Source organism: Prosthecobacter fusiformis (assembly GCF_004364345.1).
GTDB lineage: Bacteria > Verrucomicrobiota > Verrucomicrobiia > Verrucomicrobiales > Verrucomicrobiaceae > Prosthecobacter > Prosthecobacter fusiformis.
In genome coordinates this window covers 14,941-29,799 of sequence record NZ_SOCA01000021.1, presented here as the reverse complement: position 1 = coordinate 29,799, position 14,859 = coordinate 14,941, and the positions used below count along the sequence as shown (strand labels likewise).

General features: G+C 60.7%; 9 protein-coding genes and 1 pseudogene. 7 read left to right on the top strand and 3 right to left on the bottom strand.

All coding sequences use genetic code 11. From position 1 onward, the window contains the following. Positions 1-371: 371 nt before the first annotated feature. Positions 372-694 (bottom strand): annotated as a pseudogene (locus EI77_RS24130) (manganese catalase family protein); the annotation flags it as partial. A gap of 120 nt (positions 695-814) precedes the next feature. Here EI77_RS24130 and EI77_RS22890 point away from each other — a divergent pair. Beyond that, positions 815-2,068 carry an alpha/beta fold hydrolase gene (locus tag EI77_RS22890; RefSeq protein WP_133797645.1) on the top strand — a complete coding sequence of 418 codons (1,254 nt, stop codon included), beginning with the start codon at positions 815-817 and terminating at the stop codon, positions 2,066-2,068. A 74-nt stretch (positions 2,069-2,142) separates the two neighbouring features. Continuing rightward, the gene (locus EI77_RS22885) at positions 2,143-2,757 is read left to right on the top strand and encodes a hypothetical protein (protein WP_133797644.1); all 615 of its coding nucleotides are present in this window, start codon (positions 2,143-2,145) and stop codon (positions 2,755-2,757) included. A gap of 255 nt (positions 2,758-3,012) precedes the next feature. Here EI77_RS22885 and EI77_RS22880 read toward each other — a convergent pair whose 3' ends face one another. Then, on the bottom strand, positions 3,013-4,185 hold the full coding sequence (locus EI77_RS22880; RefSeq protein ID WP_133797643.1) for a zinc-dependent alcohol dehydrogenase: 1,173 nt from the start codon (positions 4,183-4,185) through the stop codon (positions 3,013-3,015). Positions 4,186-4,469: 284 nt separating this feature from the next. Then, the gene (locus tag EI77_RS22875; RefSeq protein ID WP_133797642.1) at positions 4,470-5,879 is read right to left on the bottom strand and encodes an SEL1-like repeat protein; all 1,410 of its coding nucleotides are present in this window, start codon (positions 5,877-5,879) and stop codon (positions 4,470-4,472) included. Positions 5,880-6,196: 317 nt separating this feature from the next. Between EI77_RS22875 and EI77_RS22870 the strand changes: the two genes are divergently transcribed. The 5 genes from EI77_RS22870 (at position 6,197) to EI77_RS24055 (ending at position 14,601) form a co-directional block, all read left to right on the top strand. Beyond that, a complete protein-coding gene (locus EI77_RS22870; protein WP_133797641.1) occupies positions 6,197-7,324 on the top strand; it encodes a hypothetical protein in 1,128 nt (375 codons plus the stop codon). Positions 7,325-7,397: 73 nt separating this feature from the next. Next, positions 7,398-8,978, top strand: a complete 1,581-nt coding sequence (locus tag EI77_RS22865; protein ID WP_133797640.1) for a hypothetical protein — start codon at positions 7,398-7,400, stop codon at positions 8,976-8,978. Between the two features lie 395 nt (positions 8,979-9,373). Next, positions 9,374-10,024: a hypothetical protein gene (locus tag EI77_RS23500; RefSeq protein ID WP_166647464.1), complete on the top strand. Its 651-nt coding sequence runs from the start codon at positions 9,374-9,376 to the stop codon at positions 10,022-10,024. A 32-nt stretch (positions 10,025-10,056) separates the two neighbouring features. After that, a complete protein-coding gene (locus EI77_RS23495) occupies positions 10,057-10,980 on the top strand; it encodes a hypothetical protein (protein ID WP_166647463.1) in 924 nt (307 codons plus the stop codon). A 6-nt stretch (positions 10,981-10,986) separates the two neighbouring features. After that, entirely contained in the window at positions 10,987-14,601 is a 3,615-nt protein-coding gene (locus tag EI77_RS24055) for a choice-of-anchor D domain-containing protein (RefSeq protein WP_133797637.1), read from the top strand. Positions 14,602-14,859 lie beyond the last annotated feature (258 nt).

The window sequence follows — 14,859 nt, the reverse complement described above, 5'->3', positions numbered from 1 at the left end:
GTTGGTTGGGGTGGAGTTGGTTGGGGTGGAGTTGGTTGGGGTGGTGTTGGTTGAGGTGGGGTGGAGGAGTTGACTGGCTTGTACGGGGGGTGCGGGCGGGGGAAGGCGTGATGGACTTTGCTCTGGCGAAAGGGATGGGGGATGGGCTGGGTCTGGCTTGTGGACATGTATGAAAAGTCCGGGCCGGGGTGGACGGTGTCCAGGATGTTGGGGGGCGACTTGGGCTAAGTGGGGAAAAAAGTTTGGAGTGGTGGAGGGGTCTGCTGTGATCGGTTTAACGCAGAGGGGCAAAGAGGCGGAGGAGGCGGAGAATGGGATTTAATGCGAGGGGCTTTTGAGGGGACGATGGGGTGGGGGGACGTGGTTTGGTGGCCGGTGGAGTCGTTGTAATATTGATCCACGATGCCGGGGGGGGATGAGGCCGACGGCGAGGGGGGCTTCGTCGGGGATCATGAGGGAGCCTGCTGAGACGAAGCCTTTACCGAGACCGTCTAGGGCCTGGATGAAGGTGCGCCTGTGGGTGATCTCCCGAGTCATCAAGAACTGCAGTGCTTCTTTGGTGCCGGGATCGTCGCAGAAGTTTGATGAGGCGTTCGTAAACCATTTTGGCGCGTGCTTCGGTGGCGATGTTGCTGCGGAGATCGACAGCCAGTTCACCGGTGACTTTGAGGTAATCCGATGTCCAGGGGTGGCCGGTTTAGAGCCGGGTAAGCAGACTTGGCGGCAAAGGACCTAACCGAAGGAACTTTTGTTTTTAAATTTTCCTGACGGCTGTTTTCCAAAGTGTGGCGAGCTTTGTGCAAAGGGGTCTGGCATGATTCCAACTCTCATTCTTCAAACCTGGCTCTGCGGTCTCCTTTCACTGGGGATCCTGAGCGGGGCCATCTACTTTGCACATGAATGGCAGCAACGGTCCTGGGTGTGGGATGCCAGCCTGGGTGCCTCGGTCTTTCAGCCGGAAGTGGGCATGAATGAGGTGACGGGGCTTTTGGCGGCCGCGTGTGTGCTGGTGCTCATCACTTTATTTGGAGGGAGCTTGCTGAAGCTTGTTTTGTCATCGAGCAAACCGGGCCAAGGAGCCAATGCGGTACCGCCCTATGACAGCATCACTCCGAGGATTTCCCAACAGATCCAACGGCCTGATGGCACCTCGCTAAGGGTGGAGGTGTATGGTCCAGAGAATGGTATGCCGATCGTGCTGACGCATGGCTGGGGGCTGGACAGCACGGAGTGGACTTACTTTAAAAGGGAGATGGCGGACCGCTTTCGCCTCATCGTGTGGGATCTGCCGGGACTGGGGAAATCCACGCGGCCTAACAATCGTGATTTTAGCCTGGACAAGATGGCGCATGATCTGGAGGCGGTGCTGGAATTTGCCGGAAGCAAGAAAGCTATCCTGGTGGGCCACAGCATCGGCGGCATGATCGTGATGACGTTTTGCCGGCACTTTCCTGCGGCCTTGGGCACACGTGTACAAGGGCTGGTGCTGACTCATACGACGCCTACCAATCCGGTGCGCACTACCTCTGGTGCGGCTTTTCTGACGGCGATCCAAACGCCTGTGCTGAAGCCGCTGATGTGGCTGACGATTGCCTTATCTCCGGTGGTATGGGTGATGAACTGGCTGAGTTATCGCAATGGCTCCATGCATATTACCACAAAGCGGGGTTCTTTTGCTGGAACGGAATCGTGGGCGCAGATTGATTTTGCGGCGCGCTTTCAGCTACGAGCATCACCGGGGGTGGTGGCCAGGGGGATGCTGGGGATGATGGAATATGACGCGACTGATGTGCTGCCGCAAATCAACGTTCCTACGCTGGTCATCGCTGGCAGTGATGACACGACTACCCTGCCCCGGGCCAGCCAGGCGATCCAGCATGCGGTGCCGAATGGGCATCTTACGACGCTGATTCCAGCGAAGCATTTAGGACTGGTGGAGCACCACGAAGAGTATGCTGAAAAAGTACGGGAGTTTAGTTTTTCATCCCAAAATCAGGAGGTGCCGGAAACCGCTCCCCTGCCCCTGAATGTGATACACCCATTTCCACAAACGGGAGCGAAACTATGATCGCCGTACCTTTTCGACGCCCTTCTCCGGTTCTCATTTCAGCAGTTCTATTTGATCCATTTTTCCCAACCCCTATGAAATCTGTCATCCTTCATACCACGCTATTCCTGGCCTTCACTGCACTGACCGAAGTGCGCGCTGCCGAGGAAACACCGGACGAAAACAAAGATACCAACCGACGTCACATGAAGGGTAATCATGAACGGGAAGCCAATGCGAAGACGGCGCTCAATTTTGTGGCCAGTCAGATCGCGACGAATCCGCAAGGGCTGTTTACACGGCTGGACCACGACGAGAACGGCAGCCTGAGCCTGGAAGAATTTAAACGCATGGTGAACATCGGCAGCCAGGGCGCAGCTTCCATCGAGGGTACGAAGGGTACAACGGCCTCAGGGGCTGCTGGATCTACCGGTATCACGGGTGCTACGGCGGTCTCAGGCCAGGCAATGCCTGGGCAAACGCCGGTGGCGTATGGCCAAAAGGCTGATGTGACGGGACAGCAGCCAGCCCCAGGCCAGCAGCCTAACAATAAGCCTGTGGATGCGGCTGCGGCAGGGCAGCAACCGATGCCATCCGCCGCCAAGCCCGCCAACGAAGTCTCTGGCCAAGATCCAAAACCCGCGCCAGGGCAAATGCCTGCGGCGGGTGACGAGGCACCTGATTCGCCAACGACGAAGAATCCGCAGTAATTTTGGTGACCGACCTGGATGAGGTTAGAGTAGCATCGGGTGGTACCCTCTGATGCTATTCGCGCGTCTATTTTGAAGGCGTGGTTTTCGCGAGCTAATGCTCTGGAGTACTTTTACTGAACGGGAGCCGCTCACCCCAGCCTTTCCACTCGGGGAGGAAAGGCTGGGGTGATTTTGGCCTTTGGAGAGGAAGAGTAAGCGCCCATCCTTTTCACTGAGGGAAGAGGATCGGACGCTCAGTCACATTGAGTTGGCTCAGGGTCTCAAAACGACTTTGATGCAGCCATCGGCTTTATCGCGGAAGGTTTTGTAGGCGTCGGGGGCTTCTTCGAGGGTGCGGCGGTGGGTGATGACGAAGGAGGGGTCGATCTCTCCGGCTTCGATCTTTTCCAGCAGGGGCTGGGTGTAGCGCTGCACATGGGTCTGGCCCATCTTGATGGTTAGGCCTTTGTTCATGGCGCCGCCGAAGGGGAATTTATCCACCATGCCGACATAGGCTCCTGGGACGGAGACGGTGCCGCCTTTACGGCAGCAGAACAGGGCCTGACGCAGGGCATGGGCGCGGTCCGTGGCGAGCATGACGGCCGCTTTGAGCTTGTCCACCACGGCATCCACGCCGCCGGTCCCATGGGCCTCGCAGCCCACGGCATCGATGCAGCGGTCTGGCCCGCGCCCGCCGGTCATTTCCTGGAGACGTTCATAGACGTCCTCCTCGTCAAAGTTGATGGTCTCTGCCCGGCCCATGCTGCGCGCCATGGCGAGGCGCTCTGGCACGCGGTCGATGGCGATGACGCGCCCGGCTTTCATCATCCAGCAGCTCTGGATGCACATCTGGGCTACGGGACCGCAGCCCCAAACGGCGACGGTATCCCCAGGCTCGATATCGGCATTCTCCGCAGCCATGTAACCGGTGGGGAAAATATCTGAGAGGAATAGGACCTGCTCATCTGGCAGGCCGGATTCGATCTTGATGGGTCCGACATCTGCATGCGGTACGCGGAGATATTCGGCCTGGCCGCCGGAGTAGCCGCCCATCATGTGTGAAAAGCCGAACAGACCCGCCGGGGCGTGGCCCATGGCCTTGCTGGCCTCCTCCGCATTGGGGTTGGTGGTATCGCAGCAGGAGTAGAGGGTCTTCGAGCAGAAGAAGCAGCAGCCGCAGGCGATGACAAAGGGAACGACGACGCGGTCTCCTTTTTTCAGTTTGGTCACTGCCTTGCCCACCTCTACAACGATGCCCATGGGCTCATGGCCGAGGATGTCGCCACTCTTCATGGATGGCATGTAGCCATCATACAGATGGAGGTCCGAACCACAGATGGCTGTGGAGGTGATTTTGATGATGGCGTCCGTCGGCTCAAGGATCGTGGGATCAGGGACTGTATCTACTCGGACATCATATTTTCCGTGCCAGCAAAGTGCTCTCATAAAGTTAGTTAGTTAAGGATTAAAGAACTCAGTCACAGGCATTCGCAGCCTGCGCCCCAATCGGTTGTGCGCGAAAACGGAGTGTGATTTGTGCTCTCCACACCGTGAGTTTTATTGCCTCACTTTAAGGTAGGCCATCAATCTGGTGGCCCAAGGCATCGCAGGCGGAAGCGGTATTGGTTGGACTCGTTTCACGGAAAAATGCCCTCACCGCCAAGTGAACATTGTGATGATGTTTTTGGATGTTCGTTGATATGAGGCAGTTTTGAAGTGAGGACCTGGGATTATTCTTGGGACCGGTAGCCCTGGGAGGTGGCGAGGTTTTCCCATTTTTTGGCGAGGGTATCGCTCTGGGGGAGGCCGTGGCCTTTTTGATAGTGGGCGGCGAGCTGGTGCTGGGCCTGGGGGTGGCCGAGGTCGGCGGCTTTTTGGAGCCACTGGAGGCTTTCCTCAAGGGAGGTGTGAAGGGTGTGCTGGCTGCGAAGGAAGAGGAGGTCTGGAAGCTGGAGGTCTGTGCCGATGGTGAGCCAGGTCTCTGCGGCGGCGGACTGGTGGTGCTGCTGGTAGTATTTGGCGAGGGCGAGGATGGCCTGGGGGTGGGCGGCCTCGGCGGCAATGAGGAGGTGATGCTCGGCGAGGGTGGGGGAGACCAGGGTGTTATCCCCAGCGAGGGCGAGGAGGCCGAGGTAATGGTGAGCGGCGGGGTCGTGCTGGGCGGCGGCTTTACTGAGGAGGGTGAGGCCGTGGTGGCTGTTGGCGGTGGTACCGAGGCCGTGGATCTGCATCCAGCCGAGGGTGGCAAGGGCGCTGAGGTGGCCTTTTTCTGCGGCGAGGGTGGTGCTGAGGTAGATTTCCTGAGGGTTGGGGATGCCGGTGGTTTTGGCCTGATGGCTGAGCCATTGGGCCCACTGGTAGAAGGCTTCGGGGTGGGACTGGTCGAGGGCGAGGCGGAGGTAGCTCTGGGCTTTGGCGAGATCCCGAGGGATGCCCTGACCGAGGCTGAGCATCGAGGCATAGAGGGCCTGGGCGCGGGGATCGCCGGCGTCTGCGGCAGCTTGCAAGAGCTGGAGGGCGGTGGGGACATCGCGAGGGACGCCGTCTGCGCGGAGGTGGCAGAGGGCGAGCTCTACCTGGGCGGGGGCGTGGGCCTGGGACGCGGCCTGCTGAAGGAGGGTGGCCCCGGCGGTGAGGAAGCGAGTGGGGTGCTTTTGGGCCTGGGTGAGGGCGCGCTGGTAAAGGGCCTGGGGGCCGTGGCTGAGGTGGTACCAGATGATGCTGGCGGTGATGAGGAGGAGAAGGACGATGAGGGTGGCGAGGATGGAGCGGAGGATGCTGCGGGGGCGCCGGTGATGGACGGGGATGAAGTGGCTGCCCTGGACAGCGGGGATGTATCCGGTGGTGAGGGGTGTGGGGGCGGAGTGGAGGGTGGGAGATGGGAGGTAGCTGCTGGGGGGTGGGCTTTGCGGCTGGGGGCTGGGATGAATGATGGTGCGGTGAGGGATGGGCGGCGGGGTGGATGTGCCGGCCTGGTGGAAGAGGGCGGACAAGGGCTGGGGAGCGTCCATGCCGGGTGCCCAGCCTAGGTCATGTGGGTGGAGGCTGCCTTCGTCTAGGTAGTGGAGCGCCTGCTCTTCGGTGAATTCGCCTAACTTTTCTCCGTCTTGAGTGATGATGTATCGGCGGGGGGAGGGCATGGGTGTTTTTGTTAGCTGGCTTGGGGGCGGGTGCAAGGCGGGATTGGGGGGTGGTGGGTTTTTTAGGAGGTGGAGAGGTAGGAGGAGGGCGGGAGGGGCTTCGATGGTGGGCTGGTGGTAGGGGCTTCGAGGTGGCTATCCGCTCAGGGGACTGAGCGGGCTACTTTTGAGAGGTGAGGACGGGATTGGGGGTTGGAGGGGGCTCCTTTTTCTGGATAATGTTTTTGGATGTGTGGGAGAAATGTTTTTTTGGGACTTGGGCTAAGTGGGGGGGTTTGGGGGTTGCGGGGTGTGGGTGGGCGGGGGGATGTTGGGGTATGGATGATACCACGGTCTTTGGCGGTGATGAGCCGCAGGTGATGGATGTGATGGGCGGTCTGGATGAGGCTGCTGTTTTGACGGAGGCGGAGACGGGGGAGATGGCGCTGGAGCGGGCCATGGAGGAGGTGGATGTGACGCGGCTGAGCGAGGAGGGGGTGGCGGATCTGGAGAGCGGGGATGAGAGGAGGATCGAGGCGGCGATCCGTGAGGCGCGGAGGCCTGCGGGGGAGGATGAGGGGCGGATGCCGGGGAGAATCAGCCTGAGGGCGATCGAGAGCCGGGAGGAGCGGCGGGGGCTGATCGAGGCGACGCGGATGCTGCGGGACGGTGAGGCGGGGACGCTGAGGGAGGCGCTGGGGCGGGTGTTTGAGTTTGGCGGGGAAATGGGGGATGAGATAGGGGACGGGGTGGGAGAGAGTGCCCGGGGGGAGACGGAGCAAGGGACGAATGGGGATCGGTTAGCGGACGGCGCGGGCATCGCCGCAAGCGCAGGGCAAGGGAGTGCTGAAGGCGCTTATGAGGGTGGGGGAGCGGCGACTGTGCTTTTGGCGGAGGAGAGGTTGGAGGGGCTGGTGAGGGAGAGGGCGGCGAGGATGGCGGGGTATGATTATGAGGGGGCGGATGAGCTGCTGGCGGAGATGGTGGAGGCGCGCATGGAGGTGAAGCAGGCGAGGAGAACTGCGGAGACGGAGGCGGCGTATGTGACGGAGTATGAGGCGCAGGAGGCGGCTTCGCGGGGGCAGGTGGAGAGGATGTACGGGGAGCTGATGGGGAGTGAGGAAAGTTTATTCAATACTTTGTTAGGCGCTGAAATTTTACTTGCGGAACAGCAGAAGGATCCTATCTTTAAGAGTGCTGACTGGCCTGAGAATATCGCCAGACGGACGATGGAGAAACATGGTGCTTATTTAGGAGGCGGCGCTGCCGATCCTGAGAGGCTGAGCGGATCTGATTTACGGATGCCCAAGGCTCCACGCACGGGTGTGCGGATGCCGGGCTCCCCGGTAGGAGGCGGTGCGAACTCGATGGCTTTGACGGCATCTGCCGCGATGACGGAGTTTGAGAAGCTAAGCCCGGAGGAGCAGAGGGATGTGCTGGATCAACTGGACAAGAAACGACTGTGAGTGATGGCGGTGTTTTTTAGCATCGCTGGATATTATTTAATAACATTTAAATCGAATACTAGGAAACAAGATTATGCCGGAGAACAATACTTATAATGCGGATGCGCGGGTGCAGACGCTGGCGGCGGCACTGGGGCAGGATACGGGCCTGGTGGCGAAGGTGTGGAACAAGCAACTGAGGACGGGGGCGCAGTCGGTGGATGACTTTGCCTTTTTTGAGGGCGGGGAGAAGGACAGCAAGCCGTTCGTGGTGAAGAAGGATCTGGAGAATTACAATGCGGGGGACTCGGTGGTGTTTACGGTGATGTCCCAGCCGCGCGGTCCGGGTGTGCGGGGTGAGCAGGAGCTGACGGGGAATACTTCCTCGGTGAACTGGGCGACGTATACGTGCAAGGTGGACTTCTGGCGTGACGCGTTCGAGTGGAACAAGAAGCAGGCGAAGTTTATGGCGGCGGGTGGGAGTGTGAAGTCTGCGATCATGGACCAGCTGAAGATGAAGCTGGGCCGGAAGCGGATGAACGATATGAAGATGGCGCTGAAGCTGCTGGGCAAGGGCAATACAATCTACCCTAACGGGAAGCGTGGTTTTGACCAGCTGACGGCGGGTGATACGATGAGCCCGACGGTGCTGACGATGGCGAAGCCGCAGTGGCAGAGGCTGGGGGGGATGCCATTCAAGATCGGCCATAACAAGCACCGGTCTCCGGTGTACTCGTGCATGGCGTATATCCCGGATGTGGCGATGACGTCTCTACGAATGCATCATTCGTATGAGAATGCGCTGATGAATGCGGCGGCGCGGAGTGATGACCATCCGCTGTATAGCGGGCGACTGCTGGACTGGCAGGGGATCGGCCTGTTTGAGCACATCTCTGTGGATGCGGAGTATGATGTGCTGGCGGATCCGCTGGCACCGAGGGCGATCCTGGGGGTGGGCTTTGGGGTGGACTCTGCTGCGGGGAGCTGCAAGCTGATCTCGGATGCGGGTGATACGCAGACGCGGTTTTTCGAGTGGTTCGGCGGATATAAGTATGAGTGGTGGGAGGGCCAAGCGGCGCACGCAGACTGGAATGATTTTTACAATCATGCGGATACGGGGATCTGTGGTGCGAACCGGAAGTATTATGCGTGGATCGTGAATACGGATGGGTCGGTGGGTTTTGTGGAATACCTGGGGACGGGCAACAATGGGAATCAGATCACGATTTCGAAGATCCTGAGCCCTGATGGTGCAGGGACTTCCACGAAGGGCGCTGCGGTGGTGGGCAAGATTAATGCGACTGGGAATACCTGGGACAGCACACCTGGGCCTGGTATGGTGGATGAGGAGGAGGAAGATGGCTCGAATACGTCTCCCGATTTCAACTACACGGATACGTTCCTGGCGGGTGCGTATGTGATTCCGTGCAACGAGCGAGGGGCGGTGGATATGTGCTCGCTGATGCTGGGGAAAAACTCGGCGGTGAGGGCGTATGTGGGGGATGATAAGATGATCTACCAGGAGCGTGATTATGGGTTCACGCACGGGGGTGGTTATGAGTCGATCTTTGGCCAGACGCCGTGCATCCGGACGGACCGGAAGACGACGGGGTATGCGCTGATCCGCCATGCTGGGCAGCATCCGGGGCTGGAGGTGCCGACGCTGGAGGAGTGATGAGGTGACGGGGGTGAGGGGGTATCGGCCTTTGGGGCTGGCCCCCCTCACCTTTGGCCCTTTCGCTTTGCGAGGGGGTATGCGGACCGGAGTGTGTGCGCTCCTTTCCCAGAGGCGGGCAGGAGTGCCCACGCTCCTCTCGGGCAGGAATGCAAGGGGGTGGACGGGGGTTGGTTAGCGGACGGCGCGGGCAGGAGTGCCCACGGTACTTTAGCGGACGGGAGTTGGTTAGCGAACGACGCGGGCAGGAGTGCCCACGGTACTTTTGCGGACGGGGTCGGTTAGCGGACGGCGCGGGCAGGAGTGCCCACGGTATTTTGGGGGCGGGCAGGAGTGCCACGCTCCTCTCGGGATGGGGTGATTTTTAACTTTAATTTTTTACTTAGCTTTTTGTTATGCGACGGACTTTTTCTTTTTCCTCCCCTGCCCTGCCGGTGCGGGTGAATGCTCATGTGCTGGCGCGGTTTTTCCGTGAGGGTGATCCGGTGGTGGTGCTGGTGGCGAGGGGTGTGGGATCGACCCAGCCGTATGAGTTTTGTGACAAGGAGGGGCGCTGCTATGTGATGAAGTGGGAGGCGGGGCTGGATGGGCATGTGCTGCGGCTGCCGTGGACGCTGTGGATGGCGGATGAAGGGAGGCTGGCGGAAGTGATGCTGAACCAGAGGCGGCTGCCGTTTGCGATGGTGGTGCTGGTGGAGTGGGTGAGGGAGGAGGAGGACGCTCGTGTCGGGGAGGTTTCACGCGGGGAGGGGGGCAAGGGGGCGGACGGGGGTTGGTTAGCGGACGGGGCGGGCAAGAGTGCCCACGCTCCTCTCGAGGTGGGCAAGGGGGCGGAAGGTGATCTGGAGGTGGATCCTTTTTTATGTTATTCGCGGATGCGGGAGATGCTGGGGGGTGGGGCTTTGAGGTTAAGGGCGCTGGGGTGGGGGCTGGGGCTGGAGGAGAAGGAGCTGAGGGAGGTGCTGGAGGGGGCGGGATGCCCGGCGGTGGTGACGCCAACGGGATGGGTGAAGCTGAGGGCAACAGAGGTGGCTGGGGAGGACTGAGGCGGGGGTTTAATTTTTAACTTTTCTTTTTTATGGCGATGAATGCACGGGATGTGGTGGAGCATCTTTTCCGCTATCTGCGGAGGGAGCAGCGTGAGCTGCCGATGATGAATCCGGATCTGGATGATCCGCTGCCGGAGGCGCTGGTGGCGATGAATGCGACGCTGCAAAGCCTGGCGGTGAGGGCTCCGAAATTCGCGGCGCAGCGGCCAATGGGGGCGCTGTTTCATGCGCCGCTGAATGTGGCGGTGACGGGGCTGGTGAGGGAGGGGATGGAGGTGCTGTGTGAGGGGTGGCCGGAGTGGGCGGTAGGATGCGAGCTGATGATCCCGGGGGATGAGCGGCCTAACCGATTGTTGGAAATCGAGGGGACGGTGGGGAGGCTGGTTTTTCCTTACCTGGGGGATGCGGCGGGAGGGAACGCGAGGCTGGCGGCGGACTGTGTGACGCTGGGGGCGGAGGTGATCACGGTGCTGCCGCCGGTGAGGCTGCGGGGCGGGCGGGTGCTGAGGCCGGTGAACGGGCGGCGGGGGCTGATGGCGGGGGGCGTGGAGCGTGGTGACTATGGGAGGATGCGGCGTGTACGGGAGGGGCCGGGGGATGAGATGGTGTATTCCGCAGACAGTGTGATGTCGGCGGGTGCGGGGCTGCCGAGGGTGCAGCTAAGGCTGGGCCGGGCGGTGGAGGCGGAGTTGATGGTGGAATTCGATGCGCGGTGCAGCCTGGGGTGGCTGACTGCGGATGATGTTTATGGATGTGCGCCTTTACCCGTGCCTGCGGAGCATGTGGAGTCGATCTTTCTGCCGCTGGTGATGCAGAGGTTTTTGAGCGCGAGTGTGATGAGGAATGCGGAGGTGCCGGGGCTGGTGGCGGCGCAGGCGCAGGAGGCGGAGGTGCTGCTGCGGGGGATGCGGCCGCAGGCGGAGAAGATGTTTAGATTTTACCCAGGACTTTGATTTTTTATGGCTGATTCTTTTTATGATGCGCCACGGCGCGGTAACCGTGACTGGCCGGATATGCGGCTGGCGGATGGGGTGGCTCCACTGAACCGGATCTATAATGATTCGGTGACGGTGAGTGCGGATCTGGTGCGCCGGTTTGTGAAGGAGGAGAGGGCGGTACGTGAGGTGGTGGTGTGTGTGCCGGTGGTGGATGAGGTGGTGCGGATGGTGCTGGAGGGAGGCTTTGAACTGGTGCTGAACGGGACGAGGGAGGTGGTGGGCGGTGCGGCGAAGACGCTGGTGGTGGATGTATGGGGCTGCGATACAGGTGAGAAGGTGGCGGTGGAGCTGGCGCGGGCGGTTTCTGGCTGGCTGCCGGTGTTTGTGGCGGTGGCGAAGGAGGATGCGGTGGGGATTTATAACAGTGTGGGTGCGGGTGCGGTGGTGAGGCTGCACCGGATGATGGGTGATGCGGAGGAGGCTGTGGTATGGACGAAGCGGGCGGAGGAGGTGGGGATCATGCGGCCGGGGCTGCCGCCGGACTGCCTGGTGGGGAGTTACCATCCGCAGTGTGCGTACCTGATGCTGGTGGCGGTGAAGCTGGTGAATGCGACGGATACTCATGCGACGTTTTCGCGGACGTGGCAGGTGGACCTGGTGAGGCTGGGTGAGGAGGAGGCGGTGGATGTGGAGGCGATGCTACGGATGGGGGCGACGAAGGCACAGACGCTGGAGAAATCGCAGCCGCCGCCGAGGCAGTTTCTGCCATGGGTGAGGACGATCACGGAGACGCAGAAGGCACCGGTGACGGCGACTGCGGAGGCGCGTACGGAACTGATGGGGGCGAGTGTGAATGAGGATAGCCTGGCAGCGAGTACGAGGACGGAGACGCGCCAGGAATGGGGTGAACCGTATGAGCTGGTGAATGCGGACATGGACCAGGATACGGGGACGGTGCGTGAGACGCGGCAGGAGGTGGTGTGCGCGGGGACGGCGGCGACGGGGACGAATGCACTGGGGCAGTATACGACGGTGCAGCAGGTGGATAATCTGTGGGCGATCCGTACGACGGTGCAGGCAGCGGGGCTGGCGGGAAGTGCGGTGAACGGGGTGGCGACGCGGACGTATGGATACCGGGATAATTATTCGTGGCCGCGTGTGCTGAACTATATCGAGATCCAGCCGGTGACGACGGATGCGGGGAATATTTATTCCAGGGTGGAGCGGTATGCGTGGAGGCCGGTGTGGCTGAGCGAGGGGTATGACGGGCCGTGCGACTATACGGTGGTGGAGAGGTGGACGCTGAAGAAGCCGGTGGTGGATGGGAGTGAGCAGTGGACTACGCAGTCTGAGCCGAATGTGTCCCCTAAGCTGCCAACGGAGACGCCGATGGTGAAGAGGGAGATCCAGTTTAGCGGGGCGGAGCTGAGCATCTTTATCCCGATGTGCCTGCATGCGGGGGTATGGATCCGTGATAGCACTTTTGTGCAGCGGTATCCGGCCTCGCGGCCGATGAGATGGCCGAAGACCTTGCTGGCGCGGGTGACGCTGAATCCGGACCAGGGTGGATGGCTGACGAGGATGTATTTTGTGAATGCGCCGGATGCGGAAGGAACGGGGTCAGGGATCGACCTGAGGCAATCGGACGAGGGGGCGACGACGTTTACGCTGAAGTGGACGGATGGTGAGGGGGAGACGCTGCTGGATGTGGCGGCGTCCCCATCCTTTGACAGTGCTTTTCTGCCGGGGTACCGGGATTGTGTGGTGGGTGAAGGGGCCGCGGTGGAGAAGGAGGTGACGGGTGCGGAGCGGGGTGTGATTTACTATGCAAGAATCCGCCGCGGGGGCCTAACAAGCAATACGTGTGTGTGTACGACGAAGCCGCAGGGGGAGCTGGCGGTGTCTGTGGCGGGGCAGCCGCTGGCATCGGGTGCGGGCCAGTTCCTGGGACAGGTGGTGCCGGGGGAGAGTGGCGGGGTGGAGCTGAGTGTGATGAATGCGGGGCTGAGAATGCTGAGTGAGATGGGTGTGAGCCTAAGCGGGGAAGATGCGGATATGTTCACGGTGGGGCTGCTGCCGGGGAAGCTGGAGCCGGGGGCGACGGCGGTGCTGGAGGTGAGGTATGAGCCGACGGCGGGTGGAAACCATGCGGCAGTGCTGGAGACCACGAGCAATGCGGAGGGGTCCCCTTTCCTGCTGGAGCTGACGGGGGTGGGGGCAATGGGGGAGATCCGCGTGGAGCAGCCAGCGGGGAGTGAACTGGAGATGGGGGCAGTGGTGGACTTTGGGGATGTGCCGGAGAGCAGTGTGGGCCGGGTCTTCAAGGTGGTGAATGCGGGGAATGCGACGCTGAGGGGCCTGGGGCTGAGGCTGACGGGTGCGGAGGACTTTACGGTGACGGCGGAGTTGCCGGTGACGGAGCTGGAGGCGGGTGAGGAGGCGCTGTTTGAGGTGACTTTTGAACCGTTGATGAGCGAGGATGCGGAGGGGCTGAGGACGGCGGTGCTGGAGGTGGCGAGCGATGATGGGGATGAGAATCCGTTTGTGATTAATCTGGCGGGGACATCGGTAAATCCGACGGCGGCAGGTACGGTGGATGATGGGTATGCGCCGATGGTGGATGGGGAGGTGAAGGCGATGGCGGTGCAGGCGGATGGGAAGGTGGTGATCGGCGGTACTTTTACGCAGGTGGGCGGGGTAGCGCGAAGCCGGTGTGCGCGGCTGAATGCGGACGGGACGCTGGATGTGGATTTCAACCCTGTGTGCAACGATGCGGTGCTAGCGCTGGCGGTGCTGGCGGATGGGCATCTTTTGTTAGGCGGGCAGTTCACCACGGTGGGCGGGGAGGATGCGATGAGGCTGGTGCGGCTGGAGGCGGACGGGAGTGTGGATGCTTCCTTTACACCGGTACTGAACGGAGAGGTGCGGGCGCTGGGGAGCCTGGCGGATGGGAAGGTAATGGCAGGGGGTGCGTTTACGACAGTGAATGGTGCGTCGAAAATGTATCTGGCGAGGCTGAATGCGGAAGGGACGGTGGACGGGGCGTTTTCCACGGAGGTGAACGGTCCGGTGAATGGCCTGATGGTGCTGGAGGACGGAAAGCTGCTGGTGACGGGTGACTGGCCGGGGGTTTATCCGGTGCCAGGATGCACGAATCCGCTGGCGAACAATTATGATCCGGGGGCGACGGTGGATGATGGGTCGTGCACGTTTGACCCGGTGGTGGTGTATGGGTGCACGGACTCTACGGCGAATAACTATGATCCAAGTGCGACGGAGGATGATGGAAGCTGTACGTATGACCCGGTGTATGGCTGCACGGATTCTTCGGCGACGAATTTTGATCCGGGTGCGACGGTGGATGACGGAAGCTGTGTGTATCCGGTGTACGGGTGCACGGATTCTACGGCGACGAATTATGATCCGAGCGCAACGGTGGATGACGGAAGCTGTGTGTATCCGGTGTATGGGTGCACGGATCCCGATGCATCCAATTATAATCCAGATGCGACAGAAGATGACGGGAGCTGTGAGTATGAGCCGCCGCCGGTGACGTACGGGTGCACTGATCCTGAGGCGCTGAATTATGATCCTGGTGCGACGGAGAGTGATGGGAGCTGCGAGTATGATCCGTGAGGCTGCGCAACGAGGGCGGAGCAAACAATTTTGGTCAATACGGCCAGAAAACAAAAACTAATAACGATAAACATCATTAATGGATATGGAAGTAGATACAAAAAAAAAGGGTGTTGAAGCTCAACTGAAGACGGAAGTGAAATCGATGGAGTCTGATGACATCTATGGCTGCACTGATCCGTTGGCGAACAACTATGATCCGAGCGCGACGATGGATGATGGGAGCTGCAACTATGATCCGCAGGAGGTCTATGGCTG